The organism is Haloplanus sp. HW8-1 (assembly GCF_023703795.1).
GTDB classification, from domain to species: Archaea; Halobacteriota; Halobacteria; order Halobacteriales; family Haloferacaceae; genus Haloplanus; species Haloplanus pelagicus.
The window spans coordinates 2,946,119-2,960,143 of the sequence record NZ_CP098518.1 but is presented as its reverse complement, the minus strand read 5'-3'; the positions used below and the strand labels follow the sequence as shown (position 1 = coordinate 2,960,143).

Annotated in this window: 16 protein-coding genes; 6 read left to right on the top strand and 10 right to left on the bottom strand. The window is 66.1% G+C overall.

Annotated elements, in window-relative coordinates:
* Nucleotides 1-81: 81 nt before the first annotated feature.
* Nucleotides 82-948, bottom strand: coding sequence for a sulfurtransferase (locus NBT82_RS15420; protein WP_251328993.1), 867 nt, complete (start codon nt 946-948; stop codon nt 82-84).
* A 240-nt stretch (nt 949-1,188) separates the two neighbouring features.
* Between NBT82_RS15420 and NBT82_RS15415 the strand changes: the two genes are divergently transcribed.
* Nucleotides 1,189-1,974: a sulfurtransferase gene (locus NBT82_RS15415; protein ID WP_251328992.1), complete on the top strand. Its 786-nt coding sequence runs from the start codon at nt 1,189-1,191 to the stop codon at nt 1,972-1,974.
* 3 nt (nt 1,975-1,977) lie between these two features.
* Here NBT82_RS15415 and NBT82_RS15410 read toward each other — a convergent pair whose 3' ends face one another.
* Together NBT82_RS15410 and NBT82_RS15405 are read right to left on the bottom strand one after the other, a co-directional pair.
* Nucleotides 1,978-2,766 carry an AI-2E family transporter gene (locus NBT82_RS15410; RefSeq protein ID WP_251328991.1) on the bottom strand — a complete coding sequence of 263 codons (789 nt, stop codon included), beginning with the start codon at nt 2,764-2,766 and terminating at the stop codon, nt 1,978-1,980.
* Nucleotides 2,767-2,808: 42 nt separating this feature from the next.
* The gene (locus NBT82_RS15405) at nt 2,809-2,979 is read right to left on the bottom strand and encodes a hypothetical protein (protein ID WP_251328990.1); all 171 of its coding nucleotides are present in this window, start codon (nt 2,977-2,979) and stop codon (nt 2,809-2,811) included.
* A 109-nt stretch (nt 2,980-3,088) separates the two neighbouring features.
* On the opposite strand from NBT82_RS15405, the gene NBT82_RS15400 reads away from it, so the two are divergent.
* Complete coding sequence (locus NBT82_RS15400; RefSeq protein WP_251328989.1) at nt 3,089-3,511, top strand: DUF2391 family protein; 423 nt, start codon at nt 3,089-3,091, stop codon at nt 3,509-3,511.
* 53 nt (nt 3,512-3,564) lie between these two features.
* Nucleotides 3,565-4,149, top strand: coding sequence for a DUF7090 family protein (locus NBT82_RS15395; RefSeq protein ID WP_251328988.1), 585 nt, complete (start codon nt 3,565-3,567; stop codon nt 4,147-4,149).
* Nucleotides 4,150-4,153: 4 nt separating this feature from the next.
* Here the strand turns inward: NBT82_RS15395 and NBT82_RS15390 are convergent, their stop codons facing one another.
* From NBT82_RS15390 to NBT82_RS15375, 5 genes are all read right to left on the bottom strand, one after another.
* A complete protein-coding gene (locus NBT82_RS15390; RefSeq protein ID WP_251328987.1) occupies nt 4,154-4,945 on the bottom strand; it encodes a DUF7089 family protein in 792 nt (263 codons plus the stop codon).
* A complete protein-coding gene (locus NBT82_RS20350) occupies nt 4,945-5,034 on the bottom strand; it encodes a hypothetical protein (RefSeq protein ID WP_425601758.1) in 90 nt (29 codons plus the stop codon). The genes NBT82_RS15390 and NBT82_RS20350 overlap by 1 nt, the downstream gene beginning before the upstream one ends.
* 344 nt (nt 5,035-5,378) lie before the next feature.
* Complete coding sequence (locus NBT82_RS15385) at nt 5,379-6,071, bottom strand: OapC/ArvC family zinc-ribbon domain-containing protein (protein WP_251328986.1); 693 nt, start codon at nt 6,069-6,071, stop codon at nt 5,379-5,381.
* Nucleotides 6,071-6,457 (bottom strand): DUF2073 domain-containing protein, encoded by a 387-nt coding sequence (locus NBT82_RS15380; protein WP_251331302.1) that lies wholly within the window; start codon nt 6,455-6,457, stop codon nt 6,071-6,073. The genes NBT82_RS15385 and NBT82_RS15380 overlap by 1 nt, the downstream gene beginning before the upstream one ends.
* Nucleotides 6,458-6,462: 5 nt before the next feature.
* Nucleotides 6,463-7,104 carry an Era-like GTP-binding protein gene (locus tag NBT82_RS15375; RefSeq protein ID WP_251328985.1) on the bottom strand — a complete coding sequence of 214 codons (642 nt, stop codon included), beginning with the start codon at nt 7,102-7,104 and terminating at the stop codon, nt 6,463-6,465.
* A 596-nt stretch (nt 7,105-7,700) separates the two neighbouring features.
* On the opposite strand from NBT82_RS15375, the gene NBT82_RS15370 reads away from it, so the two are divergent.
* A complete protein-coding gene (locus NBT82_RS15370) occupies nt 7,701-9,431 on the top strand; it encodes a Cdc6/Cdc18 family protein (RefSeq protein WP_345780657.1) in 1,731 nt (576 codons plus the stop codon).
* Nucleotides 9,432-9,442: 11 nt separating this feature from the next.
* On the opposite strand, the gene NBT82_RS15365 is transcribed toward NBT82_RS15370, so the two are convergent.
* Nucleotides 9,443-10,189 (bottom strand): S26 family signal peptidase, encoded by a 747-nt coding sequence (locus tag NBT82_RS15365; RefSeq protein WP_251328983.1) that lies wholly within the window; start codon nt 10,187-10,189, stop codon nt 9,443-9,445.
* 98 nt (nt 10,190-10,287) lie between these two features.
* Between NBT82_RS15365 and NBT82_RS15360 the strand changes: the two genes are divergently transcribed.
* The gene (locus NBT82_RS15360; protein ID WP_251328982.1) at nt 10,288-11,922 is read left to right on the top strand and encodes a DNA-directed DNA polymerase II small subunit; all 1,635 of its coding nucleotides are present in this window, start codon (nt 10,288-10,290) and stop codon (nt 11,920-11,922) included.
* 34 nt (nt 11,923-11,956) lie between these two features.
* On the opposite strand, the gene NBT82_RS15355 is transcribed toward NBT82_RS15360, so the two are convergent.
* Complete coding sequence (locus NBT82_RS15355; RefSeq protein WP_251328981.1) at nt 11,957-12,388, bottom strand: hypothetical protein; 432 nt, start codon at nt 12,386-12,388, stop codon at nt 11,957-11,959.
* Nucleotides 12,389-12,841: 453 nt separating this feature from the next.
* On the opposite strand from NBT82_RS15355, the gene NBT82_RS15350 reads away from it, so the two are divergent.
* Entirely contained in the window at nt 12,842-14,023 is a 1,182-nt protein-coding gene (locus NBT82_RS15350) for an aspartate kinase (protein WP_251328980.1), read from the top strand.
* Nucleotides 14,024-14,025 lie beyond the last annotated feature (2 nt).

Sequence of the window (14,025 nt, the reverse complement as noted above, 5' to 3'; positions counted from 1 at the left end):
TCCGGCGGGTCGGCAGTGCGAAAAATGTCCGGTCGTCGGTGAGTGTGTCGCCGCTTCACTACGACGCCTCGTTCGCTTCGCTCACTTGGCGTCGCCCTTCTCCACCGGCGCGCCCACGAGGTTGCCCCACTCGGTCCACGAGCCGTCGTAGTTGATCGTGTCCTCGTAGCCGAGGAGTTCGTGGAGCGCGAACCAGGCGACGGAGGATCGCTCGCCGATACGGCAGTAGGCGACGGTCGTGCTGTCGCCGTCGATGCCCTCGTCGGCGTACAGGTCCGCGATCTCGTCGCGGGTCTTGAACGTGCCGTCGTCGTTGGTGACGGCGGCCCACGAGATGTTCTTCGCGCCGGGGATGTGGCCGCCGCGCTGGGCGGTCTCCTGGAGTCCCGGGGGCGCGAGGATCTCGCCGCGGAACTCCTCGGGGCTTCGCACGTCGACCAGCGGCACGCCGCGCTCGATGGCGTTCTCGACGTCCTCGCGGTAGGCACGGATGCTCTCGCGGGGACCAGAGGCTTCGTAGTCGACAGCCGAGAAGTCGGGGACGTCCTCGGTCAGCGGATAGTCGTTCTCGAGCCAGTAGTCGCGCCCGCCGTCCATCAGGCGCACGTCGTCGTGACCGTAGTACTTGAACTGCCAGTAGGTGTAAGCCGCGAACCAGTTGGAGTTGTCGCCGTACAGCACGACGGTCGAGTCCTCGGAGATGCCGTGACTCCCCAGCAGATCCTCGAAGTCGTCCTTCGAGAGGATGTCGCGCGTGGTCTGGTCCTGCAGTTGTGTCTCCCAGTTGAAGCCGATGGCGCCGGGGGCGTGCCCCTCGTCGTAGGCTTCGGTGTCGACGTCGACCTCCACGAGCCGGTGATCGGGGTCGTCGCTCTGGAAGTCGTCGAGGTGGTCTTCCACCCAGTCCGCCGACACCAGAACGTCTTTCGCGTACGCTGAATCTGACATAGCGGTCCCACCTACGGCACCCACCCCTATAACCCTCACACTACGGGCAGACACGGCCATCCCTCGCTCGAATCGGAAATTATTGCTTCCTCTTGGGGAGCCGTACCGTTCGGGGCGGCGGATCGACCGGGAGGGGCGGGGGCGGCGCGCACTGGAACCGGCAAATATTGACCTGAATCGGGACGCCGCCGGGACGACGGAAGCGCCGTCACTATATTCGGTCGGCCCCCATCGCCGGCCATGAACGAGGACATCGTCGTATCCATCGACTGGCTCGCGACCCACGGCGACGAGGTGCGCGTGGTCGACGTACGCGACGCCTGGGAGTTCGACGGAATCGGGCACGTCCCCGGGGCGGTCAACGTTCCCTTCGATCGGTTCCGAAGCGAGGCGGGCGACGAGGGAATGCTCCCCGGCAAGGAGCGGTGGACGGAACTGATGGAGGCGGCCGGGATCACGACCGACGGCCGACTGGTCGCCTACGACGACGAACACGGCGTGTTCGCGGCGCGGTTCCTGGTGACGGCGCTATTGTACGGCCATCGCGACCTCCACCTCCTCGACGGCGACTACAGCGCGTGGAGTCGATCACACGAGACGACGACCGAGACGCCGGAGCCGTCGCGCGCGACCTACCAGGTTCGGGAGCCGGAGTCGTCGCCGCTCGTCGACTTCGAGACGGTCGAGTCCGCCCTCGACACCGACGCACTGATCGTCGACACCCGCGAGGCGTGGGAGTACGAAGAGGCTCACCTCCCGGGCGCGATCCAACTCGACTGGCGGGAACTCGTCGACGAAGGGACGCGGGGACTGAAGCCGCGCGAGGAACTGGAGTCGCTGCTCGCCGCCCGGGGAATCACGCCCGACAGCCGGATCATCCTCTACTGCAACACGGCCCGACGCATCAGCCACACGTACATCGTCCTCACCCATCTCGGATACGAGGACGTGGGGTTCTACGAGGGCAGCCTCACCGAGTGGATGGAGCGAGGAGGACCGGTAGCGGAGGGCGACCCGGACGAGTAGCGCTCAGCCCTCCGAGACGGACACCTCGTTGAGTTCCGCCGAGAGGCGTTCGGCGCTCTCGACGGCGAGCGCGACCGCCAGCGGCCCCGCGATGATCCCGACGGGCCCCAGCGTCAGGAGTCCGCCGACGACCCCGACGAAGTAGAGACTCCCCGGGAGGTCGGCGGTCTCGCGGGCGAGGCGCGGCCGGATCAACACATCCGGCAACCACGCGATCAGAACGAGGCCGGCGACGAGGACCATCGCCGCCTGCACCGGGTCGCCGGCGATCAGGTGAGTCGCCGCGAGGACGGCGAGCAGCACCGACGGGCCGATCACCGGGACGAACTGGAGGATCGCGGCGACGACGGCCAGCGTGAAGAAGTACGGGTAGCCGAGCAGGAAAAAGAAGATCACCGAGATGACGAACGTTCCGACCGCGGTCGCCGCCTGCAGGACGTAGATGCCGAAGAGGGTCGCGCGGGTCCGACTCCCCAGCCCGCGGGCCAGGTCGTGATACCCCGGCGGAACGAGGGCGATGACCGCGCGGTTGGCGTCGGCGGTCCGAGAGAGCAAGGCGAACACGAGCATCACGAACACGGTCAGTTTGAGCGCGAGGACGGGAACGACGACAGCGACCGACCGGGCGAGTCCGCGCCCGTACCCGAGCACCATCGCTCTGGCCTCCGAGAGCGTCACCGTCACGGCGAAGCCATAGAGGTCGACCGTCAGCGCCGGCGGGAGCGACGAGAGGACCGAGAGGAGTTCGTCGAGGCGGCCGACGACGATCCACAGGAGCGGGAGCGCGAGCATGATAACCGCGAGCGCCGCCGCCGCCGTCGCGGCGACGCTCGCCTACCACGTGGAGAACCCCCGGCGGGTCAGTCCCTCGTGGAGGGGGACAAGCAGGTAGGCGACGGTCACCGCGAAAAACACCGTCGCCAACACGTCCGCGACGAGGACGGCAGTCCCGACGGCCGCGAGCACGAACACCGCGCCGAGGACGTACCGACGCTGGAGCGTCATACGTCGTCCCGTGCGGCGTGCGCGGGGAAAACCGTTTCCCGGCGTCGAACATCGTTCGTTTCCCGGCGCCGAACCCCGCGCCTATATTCCGGGAGCGTGAGGACGTGACATGGTCGGATCGAGCCGGCGGTTCAAACTGGCAGACGCCGCTCAGCAGATCGTCGGCGGGTTCCTGCTCGCGGGGCCGTTCGTCGTCACCGAAGAGGTGTGGACGCTGGCGGCGAACATGTCCTGGGTGCAGACGCTGGCGACCGTCGCCATCGTCTTCGGGATCGGTTATGGCGCACTCTACAAGGCCGACGACCGCGATCCCGAGAGCGAAACCGAGGTGGGCGGGGTGCCGCTCCGGTTCGTCTCGCTCGTCTTCGTGTCGTACTGTTCGGTGCTGGCGCTGGCACTGGCGTTCGGCGCCCCCGAGACGTTTCTCGGCGAGGATGTGGGAAGACGATCGATCGAGGTGACGCTCAAGGCCGTCAGCGTCGGCGGGGTGTTCAGCGTCGTCGGCGCAGCGACCGCCGATTCGCTGTTCTGAGACCCGAAGGCGGTCACCCGCAGTCTTAAGTCCGTCCGGTCGGAGAGACGGATATGGATTACACGCTCGCCATCGACGGCGCGCCGGAGACGGTTCCCGGCGGGACGGGTGTCCTCTTGCTCCACCCGAGCATCGGCGAGACCGACCGCATCGACACCGACTTTCTGAAGACCGACACCGACAACTTCCTCGTCATCTCGACTCGAACGACTGCCCGGGAGGTCGAACAGAAACTCGAACACTACGACGTGGACGAGTCACGCGCGGACATCTTGGATACGCTCTCGGTCGAACGGGGCTACTCCCGGCGCCCCTCGGACCGCGTCCACTACGTCGCCTCGCCCGACGACCTGGACGGCATCGTCGACAAGACCGAGGCGTTCCTGAAAAGCCACGGTGGGAAGCGGCGCGTGAGCGTCGACTCACTCACCGAGATGGCGTACTACGCGGACGACGAGCAGGTGTACGAGGCGACGAAACGGCTCCTCGACCTGCTGGGCGAGTACGACGCAGTCGGGCTGTTTCACCTCTCGAAGGAAGTCCACGACGAGGCGACGTTGACCCGGTTCCAGGACCTGTTCGACGGCGTTCTCGACCTGGGGGTCGGCGGCGGCGTGACCGCGTCGTTCGACGTCTGAGCGTTCAATCGTCGGTCTCGGTCAACTTCTCGAATGTCGTCGCCGCCCAGCGGACCGCGTACTCGGGCCCGTACTCCACGTACGCCGTCGTATCGAGCGCGGCGAAGGGGGCGGGGAGATCCAGTCCGTGCTTGATCGCGGCGCAGGCGAGTTCGGTGGCGTCGGCGAAGTCGGTCTCGCCGCGAGCGACCGCGCCGGGGAGGCCGTCGACACGGTCCCGGAGACTGTCGCCGGCGTCCACCCAGGCCGCGTGGAGGCCGGGGAAGTCGTCGGCCCAATCGGCGAAGATCGGGCGCGTCTGCCGGCCCACCCAGCCGTCGTACAGCGCCGCCGCGATCTGATAGACCGACGCGGGGTCGAGCGGGATGACCGCATCGAGATCCGGATACGCGTCGCCGAAGAAGGGGAGGAACGACTCGGGCACGTCGAGGCCGACCTGAACGAGCGCCTCCGCGATCAGGAACGCGAGGAACTCGTCGGGCGTTCCCTCGGCGCGGGCCTTCACGATGACGGTCGGGGGGACGGTCTGACGAGTCCACATCACCGTCCCGTCGCCCGGAAGGCCGACGGTGAAGTCGGGTCCCGCGTACCGGCGGAGCGGCCGAGGAGCATCCGCGGGCACCCAGGACTCGGGGTAGCTGGCCGGATCGAGGGAGTCGACCAGCAAGCCGAGATCCTCGGCGGTCGGCGGAGGGAGCGTCTCGAAGTCGGCGTCGGCGCCGAAGACGAGCGAGTCCGGGGCGTGTCGCTCCCGGACGGATTCGAGGTCCGCGGAGAGTCGCCGACGCTCGAACATCAACCGAGCAGTGAGCCGATCACCAGAATCGCCGCGAGGAGTCCCGATACGCCGAGCGTCCCGATCACGATCTTCGTCGCCTGACTCATACCGAAAGGCTCGGGACGGGCCCGCATAAATATTGCAGTCTCGCTCCGACGACACCGACGCCCCGGACCGGACGTTCCATCCCGTGACGGTCGTCCGACACCAACGTTTCCCGTCCATAGAGATGCGCCCCTACAATCGTCTTCGAAGCTTTCGGGTAGTGAACTGCAGTTGAAACGAAGGGGTATGGATGGGGACGTCCGGAACGGGGGTAAAGTAGGTTCGTCGGGGCGGCGAGAACGGGCGGGCGAGGCAGTGTCGGTCCGTCGCCGAAGCGTGGACAGACGTGATCCGTCGCGGGCGAGAAGAGCGTGTGGGACGGGAACGGATGAATTCTGTGGAACGGTTACGGGTCGTCGTCGCGCCAGGTGTCGGCCACCTCGATGACGTAGTGACCGTCCTCCTGCAGCGAGATGATGCACTCCTGGCGGTCGTACAGTTCCATCAGGTTCAGTTCGTACTGGCCGGGTTCGAGGATCTTGATGCTCTCGAACTGGTCGTTGAGTTCCGCGCGGAGATCGTCGATTCCGGGCGACTCGTCCGCGTCAGGTGGGACGGTACGGGCGGCGTCGGCGGCCGAAGGCGGCGGGGACGACGACGCGTCGTCGAGTTCGTCTGCGGTGACTACGTCGCGGCGAGCGTCCGCCTGTGCGGTGTCCTCCTCGAGGACGCTCGGATCCGAGTCGGCCTCGATGAACGTCCCATCGGTCTCCGACGCCGACCCGGCCACGTCCTCGGAGACCGGCGGGGACGACGAGGTGTCCGCGTCGGGGTCGGGGTCCGACTCGGGCGTCGGGTCGCCGCCGGTTGCCGACGGTGCGTCGGGGGACGTCGAGGACGGGCCGACCGTCTCCGCCGCACCGGCGTCGGGGGGGGAACCGGACGGAGCAGTCGGAGAATCGTCGCCGAGTGTCGGCGTCTCGGTCGCGGAGTCCGGCTTGAACTGGAACTTGTTCCCACCGCAGTCGGGACAGCCCGAAAGCATCTCCTTGGAGCCGTCGGGAAACACTCGTTCGCAGTTCGTACACTGGTGAGGCATTACTTTCTGGAGACGAGCGCGCTGATGAGGTTCTCGTCCTTGTGGAGCGTCTGGATCTGGTTGGCCGGCCCGATGACGGTGAGTTTCTTCGTCGACTCCCGACCCATCAGGCGGTCGAGGAAGCTCCGGTCGGCGGTTTCCGATCGGGGGTACGTCTCGATCTCGATGCCGTTGAACTCGTCGGGGCTGATCTCCGTCATCGTCACCTCGATGAGTTTCGACTCCTCGTCGGGCGTGAGGCCCTCCTCGAGGATGACGATGTTGCCGTCACGGACCCCGTCGAGGATGAGCCGGATCTTCTCCATGCTCGTGAGGTTCTCCATCCGGGCACCGCTGATGAGGTCGATCTGGACACCGTCGACGTCGGTCGGGGTGGCTTCAGGCATCTCCATCACCCGAAGTACTCCGCGATCTTGTCGTACACTTCGTCCATGTTGTCGCCTTCGAGCGCCGACAACGGCACCGTCTCGTGTTGCGGGAAGGCGTTCTCGATGCGCTTGACGTTGGAGTCGTCGAGGTCGGTCTTGTTCGCGAAGATGAGTACCGGGAGATCCTGGCTCTCGATGATCCCGATGAGCATCGTGTTCACCTGAGTGAACGGATCCTCCGTGCTGTCGAGGACGTAGATGACGCCGTCGACGTCCTCCCGGAGCCAGTGCATCGCCTCCGCGACTCCTTCGGTCGCTTCGCGGGAGCGACGGACCGCGTCCTCCTCCTCGATGTCGTGTTCGAGGAACTCCTTGTAGTCGACTTTCGTGGTGACACCCGGCGTGTCGACGATGTCGATGTTCACCGTGCGGCCGTTTCGTTCGATCTCGACGTCCTCCTTGCGACGGGCCCGGCGAGTCTCGTGGGGGACGCGACTCTCCGGGCCGATGGCGTCGCCCGTCCAATCGCGGGCGATTCGGTTCGCCAGTGTCGTCTTCCCCGCGTTGGGCGGCCCGTAGATCCCGATCCGCTTGGGATCGCTGGCCGAGAACAGTCGTTCTGTTACGCGTGTGATGCTGTCTCTAAGTCCTGTGAGCAGTCCCATCCTATCCTCCCGCTCCTCCCGTCTACCGCCGCGAGAGGGCGTATGCGGGATGAACGTCACCGCGATTACTTAAGTGTGCGTCAGACAACCATAACCGACCTGTCAGTAGTGACCGGCGTTCGACGGCCGTAGTGGCGGTAATCGACGTCGACGCCCACTTCGAGGCCTGCGCCGACATCGCCGCCGTTGGCCCTCGGTCGGACCACGGATCGGGACGGCCCACGGGACGGCGATGGATGCGGCCACCGGGACGACGGACATCGACGTGGCGGCGCCCAGCAGGGGGTGCCCCCCACCCCTTCGTTTCGGGTGGAGAGGACCAACCCGTGGGGACGGCACCCCGGTGTCGACGGCGACCGACGATCGGGGGTCGTCCTCGATCCCTAGTATCCACACAACCGCCCCGTGTAATAAGTTATTTTACTGCAGTGCGGGTATAGTTACAGTCAGTGTTACTTATAAGTGTCGCTCTAGTAGCCTTCTCCTCGCCCCCCACTGTTCCGTCGTTCCACCCGAAACGAAGGGGTGGGGGGGTTGCCCTCCCACACCCTCCGTTCGACTGGAACCGACCGCTCACCAAACGGGACCGTAGGCCAATGACCGATGATAGGGCGCCTGACCCCGTGTTCACGGAGGTTTCGGATTCGGACACGTGCGTCCCGACGAGGGGGAAAGTTTTTCTACCGTCTGTTCCTCTGTTTCCTCTGGATCATCTGGACGCGCCAGTGGCCCACGGAGATGGTGAGATCGATCGAACCACCCCAGTCCCGTGGGCGCGTTTTCCAGTCGAAACGGCGGGGTTTCACCGAATGGATGCCAACGACTCACCTCCCGACGATCGCTCCGGTGCCGACGAGCGCGACTTGGACGCCCAACCGCGCGACCGGACAAGCGACATCTCCGGTGACGTCGACATCGACGACGTGCTCGACGACGAGGACGACAGTCAGGGACTGTTCGACGATCTGCTTTCCGGGGAGCCGATCTTCGAGAACAAGGAGGTCCTCCGCCCGTCCTACACGCCACACGAACTCCCGCACCGAAACGAGCAGATCAACCAGATGGCGACCATCCTCGTCTCGGCGCTCCGGGGCGATACGCCGTCGAACATCCTCATCTACGGAAAGACGGGGACGGGAAAGACCGCGAGCGCGAAGTTCGTCAGCAAGGAACTCGAGTCCACCTCTCAGAAGTACGACGTCCCCTGTGAAGTCGAGTACATCAACTGCGAGGTGACCGACACGCAGTATCGCGTGCTCGCGCAACTCGCCAACAAGTTCATCGAGAAAAACCGGGACGTCATCGACGGCCGGATCGACGATCTCGGCACGCTGCGGTCGGCGGTCACGGACGGCGAGCGGACTCTTGCCGACTCCCCGTTCGACTCGGTCGACGGCATCGACGACCGGATCGAGACGCTCGAAGCGGACCGCGAGGGGATGGAGAGCGTCCCGATGACGGGGTGGCCCACCGACCGCGTCTACAGTTCCTTCTTCGAGGCGGTCGACTACCACGAACGCGTGGTGGTCATCATGCTCGACGAGATCGACAAACTCGTCGAGAAGTCGGGTGACGACACCCTCTACAACCTCTCGCGGATGAACTCCGAACTCGACAACTCCCGCATCTCGATCATGGGGATCTCGAACGACCTGAAGTTCACCGACTTCCTCGACCCCCGAGTCAAATCGAGTCTCGGCGAGGAGGAGATCGTCTTCCCGCCGTACGACGCCAACCAACTGCGGGACATCCTCCAGCATCGCGCGGACGTGGCCTTCGAACCCGGCGCACTCACCGAGGACGTCATCCCCCTCTGTGCCGCGTTCGCGGCACAGGAACACGGCGACGCCCGCCGGGCCCTCGATCTCCTCCGGACGGCCGGCGAACTCGCCGAGCGCGGCCAGGCCAACACCGTTGAGGAGAGCCACGTCCGGCAGGCCCAGGACAAGATCGAACTCGACCGGGTGATCGAGGTGGTCCGCACCCTTCCCACCCAGTCGAAGATCGTCCTCTTCGCGATCATCCTCCTGGAGAAAAACGGCGTCCACAACATCAACACGGGCGAGGTGTACAACATCTACAAGCGGCTCTGTGAGGAGATCGACGCCGACGTCCTCACCCAGCGACGCGTCACCGACCTCATCTCCGAACTCGACATGCTCGGCATCGTCAACGCCGTCGTGGTGAGCAAGGGACGCTACGGACGGACGAAGGAGATCAGCCTCTCGGTCCCCGTCGAGGAGACCGAAGCGGTCCTGCTTTCGGACTCTCGACTGGGCGACATCGAGAACGCACAACCGTTCGTCCAGGCCCGATTCGACAACTGAGCGCCGCGGGTTCAGGTGGGCGCCGGGACCCGGTCGAGGCTGCCCTCGATCGACGGTTCGACCGTCGGTGACGTCTCGAGGACGACCCCCGAGATGCCGAGTCGCACCCATCCGAGGTAGGGAACCCTAACGCGTGCGACGCCGACGATCCAGTTCGGCTTGACCGGTTCGCTGATACCGTTCACCTGATCGTACCGGCCGTTTGCGTCGCCTTTGGTAACGAACCCGGCGTGTGGCGCCGGACAGTTCGACATCTCCTCGCAGTCGTCCGCCGATACGTGGTCGGGGTCGGCGCGGTCGTACCAGTTCTCCCCCGCCTCGACCCAGAACTGGGCACGGTGGATCACGGGCGGTCCCGCGTCCGTCGGGTTGTCGTAGACGATCACCGACCCGTGGGCCCCGAACTTCCGGTACCCGACCTCCCGGCCGGTCGTTCGCGGGACCACGCCCGTCGCGTCGTGGGCCGCTTCCGGTGCGAATCGCCCGTTGTCGGTGATGAAGACCAGATCTCCCTTGTACATGTGCGGTTCCATGCTCCCGCTCGAGACGGCCACCATCGGCGGCCAGACGCCGCTGATGGCAAAGAGGAGAGCACCGATGGCCACGACGGCGCCGACGCTCAGCGCCGCCTCGCGGACGACCAACAGCACCCCCTCGCTCGCCGTGGCGACCCGCCGCAGTGGTCCTCCCGACTTCCGCGGGCACTCGTCGTCGTCCGCGTACTCGTCGGGTGGTTGGGGACCGTCGTCGGCACTCATCGGTTGCCGTTTACCGTCGCCGGAGTTGAAACTTCTGGACCGTGCGTTCGACTCCCGGCATCCAGCACCCTTTTGACCGCGCCAGTCGTGCCTCCCCTGTGCCTCTCGAGACGCCCGCACGGATCGTCCGGGAACTCGCCCGTCGCGGATACAACGCCGAGCGGGAAGCCGTGACACTTCTGGCGGGAGCCGCCGATCCCGCGGCGGCCCTCGACGCCGCCGTCGAGACGGCGCCCGACGACGCCCTCCGACTCACGACCGATCACGTCCGGGCGACGCTGGGAACGGCCGACTCCACGGGTTCGACCCCCTCGACCCCCGCTCGTGACGATTCGTCGCCCGACACCGACGCTCCCCCCGCCGACACCGTTCCCGACGCCGACTCCCCCGATCCAGACCCGGCCGGAACCGATCCGTCCGGAACCGATGTTTCGACTCCACCGAATCCGTCCGAAACAACCACGATGCCGTCGGAATCTCCAGTCGAAACGAAGGGGTCTTCGGCGTCGGAGGCTCCAGAGCGTCGACCCGAACCGCCGGAGGTCGACGGCGACATCACCGGCCGGAGCACCGGAACCGGCGAATACGACGACTTCGTTTCGGTGTTTCGGGACCGCTACGAGACCCTCTCGGGGCAGCTTCGCGGACGGGTGAATCACCGACCGACGTCGGCCATCGACGACATGCCGGGTGGAAGCGACGTGGCGATGATTGGACTGGTGAACGACGTCCGCTCCTCGGCGAACGGTCACTGGATCGTCGAACTGGAGGACACCACGGGCACCTTCCCCTGTCTGATCACGAAGGACCGCGACATCGCCGATCTGGTGGACGAACTCCTGCTCGACGAATGTATCGCCGTCGAGGGAACGCTCTCCGACGACGCGGGTATCGTCTTCGTCGACGCGCTCCACTTTCCAGACGTCCCCCGGACGTACCGGCCGAACACTGCCGACCGACACGTGCAGGCGGCGCTCATCTCCGACGTCCACGTCGGGAGCCAGGAGTTCGTCGCCGACGCTTGGAACCGCTTTGCCGACTGGCTCCACACGGAGGAGGCCGCGGCCGTGGAGTACCTGCTGATCGCGGGCGACATGGTCGAGGGGGTCGGGGTGTACCCCGACCAGGACGAGGAACTCGACATCGTCGACATCTACGACCAGTACGAGCGGTTCTCGGAGCATCTGAAGGCGGTGCCCGGCGATCTGGAGATCGTGATGATTCCGGGCAACCACGACGCCGTCCGACTCGCGGAGCCCCAGCCGGCGTTCGACGAGGAACTCCGCGACATCATGACCGCCCACGACGCCCGGATCGTCGGTAACCCCGCCACCGTGACCGTCGAGGGCGTCTCGGTACTGATGTATCACGGCGTCTCGCTGGACGAGGTGATCGCCGAACTCCCCGACGAGAAAGCGAGCTACGACGACCCGCACCGGGCGATGTACCACCTCCTGAAAAAACGTCACGTCGCGCCGAAATACGGCGGGCACATGCGGTTGGCACCGGAGGAGCGGGACTACCTCGTCGTGGAGGACGTCCCCGACGTCTTTCACACCGGCCACGTCCACAAGCTCGGATACGGGAAGTACCACAACGTCCTCGCGGTCAACAGCGGGTGCTGGCAGGCCCAGACCGCCTTCCAAAAGAGCGTCAACATCGATCCCGACGTCGGCTTCGCTCCCATCCTCGATCTCGACACGCTGGATCTGACGGTACGGAAGTTCGCCTGACCGTCAGTCGACGACCGGCGGTCGCCCCTCGCGTTCAGGCGGGATCGAGCCGGTATCGCACGGTCGATTTCCCGTCGAACGTTGGCCCCTGCCCGTCACGCTCGAAGCCGGCCGCCTCGGCGGCCTCGCGGATCGCGTCGTCGCCGCTGATCGCCAGCAGTTCGACGGTCATCCCTTCGGTCGTGGCGAACCGGACGGGTTCGGCAAGCAGCCGCTCGCAGGCTGTCCCGGTTCCCGACAGTTGCGTCACGTGGACGGTCCCATCCCGGACGTCGAAGCTCACGAACCCCACGACGTCGCGGTGCTTCCCGTCGTCGGTGTCGGCGTTCGGCCCCGCCGCAGTCGGGCCACGCTCCGCGACTCTGACCGTCCGATCGTGGATCAGGTTCCGAACCACGTCGGCCGGCACGTCCGCGATGGCCGAGAGTTCGTCGGCGTCGGCCTCGACCGCGTCGCGCACTTCCATGCCACGACCTAACGGCGGCAGCCGCTTAAACGCTCGCCGTCGTCCGCCCCGGTCGCGGGTCGTCGCCTGGCACCGCCGGCTTGACGCTAACGTCGATCGACGGGGCGGGCGCCTTGTACTCGGGAATCTTCGCGCGTTCCGTCGAGTACGTCGTCGGTGGGGCGGTTGACCAACGCCGCCGAGAAGTGGACCGTCGTCAAACCCCTCCCTGATGTCGTCGGTCACCGCGATGCCACACCCGCGCCACAGTACGGGTAGACCGTCTTCGTCGTCTCTTGGGTGTCGTCCATTGTCGGCTCCGTAGTATCAAATCACCAGTCATAAGCACAAAAGCACCAGCCTCCCGACCCATCCCGGGACCGCCGTCCGGTGTGAGTGAACACAGTTATTACCGTCCATCTCGCTACCCCCTCGCATGATTCCGTATCGGCCGGAACCTGGGGAGGTCTCACGATGCGCGTAGTGGCGAAGTTCGGCGGCACCTCGCTCGGCAGCGGTGACCGCATCGAACGCGCGGCCGACACCGTCGCGAAGGCCGTCGAGGAGGGTCACGAGGTGGCCATCGTCGCCAGCGCCATGGGGTCGACGACCGACGAACTCCTCGACGAGATCACCTTCGAGGCGGAGGATACCGACCGCGCGGAGATCGTCAGCATGGGTGAGCGGACGAGCGTCCGGATGCTGAAGGCTGCGCTGGCGTCCCGCGGCGTCGACGCCATGTTCGTCGAACCCGGCTCGGCGGCGTGGCCGATCATCACCGACGAGTTCGGCGAGGTCGACGCCGAGGAGACGCTGAAACGCGCCCGGTCGCTCGCCGACGACCTGGACACCGTCGTCCCCGTCATCACGGGCTTTCTCGCCCAGACCCTCGACGGGAAGGTGACAACCCTCGGTCGCGGCGGCAGCGACACCACCGCCGTCATGCTCGGCAAGTTCATGGACGCCGACGAGGTGGTCATCGTCACCGACGTGGAGGGCGTCATGACCGGCGACCCACGCGTCGTCGAGGGTGCCCGCAACGTCGGCCACATCACCGTCGACGAACTCCGGAACCTCTCCTTTCGCGGCGCCGAGGTGGTCGCACCGAGCGCCCTCTCCTACAAAGACGAGGACCTGACGGTCCGGGTCGTCCACTATCAGCACGGCGACCTGCTGACCGGCGGCACGCGCATCGAGGGCCAGTTCCAGAACCTCATCGACATGCAGGACGAACCGCTGGCCTGCATCACCGTCGCCGGTCGCGCCCTGCGCAACCGACCGGGCATCCTCGCCGACCTCACCAACGCCTTGCGCGGCGAGAACATCAACATCGACGCCGTCGCCAGCGGGATGGACTCGGTCACCTTCTACGTCAACGACGACATCTCCGAGGACGCCGAGTACGTCCTCCACGAACAGGTCGTCAACGACGAGACGCTCTCGTCGGTGACCGTCGAGAACCAGTTCGCCGTCATCCGGGTCACGGGCGGCGAACTCCCCAACCGTCCCGGGATCATCCTCGACATCGTCCAACCCGTCTCGGAGGCCGGCATCAACATCCACGACCTCATCACCTCGGCCACCTCCGTCGCCATCTTCGTCGACTGGGACGACCGCGAGGAGACCCTCGAAATCGTCCAGGAACAGACGATCTGAGC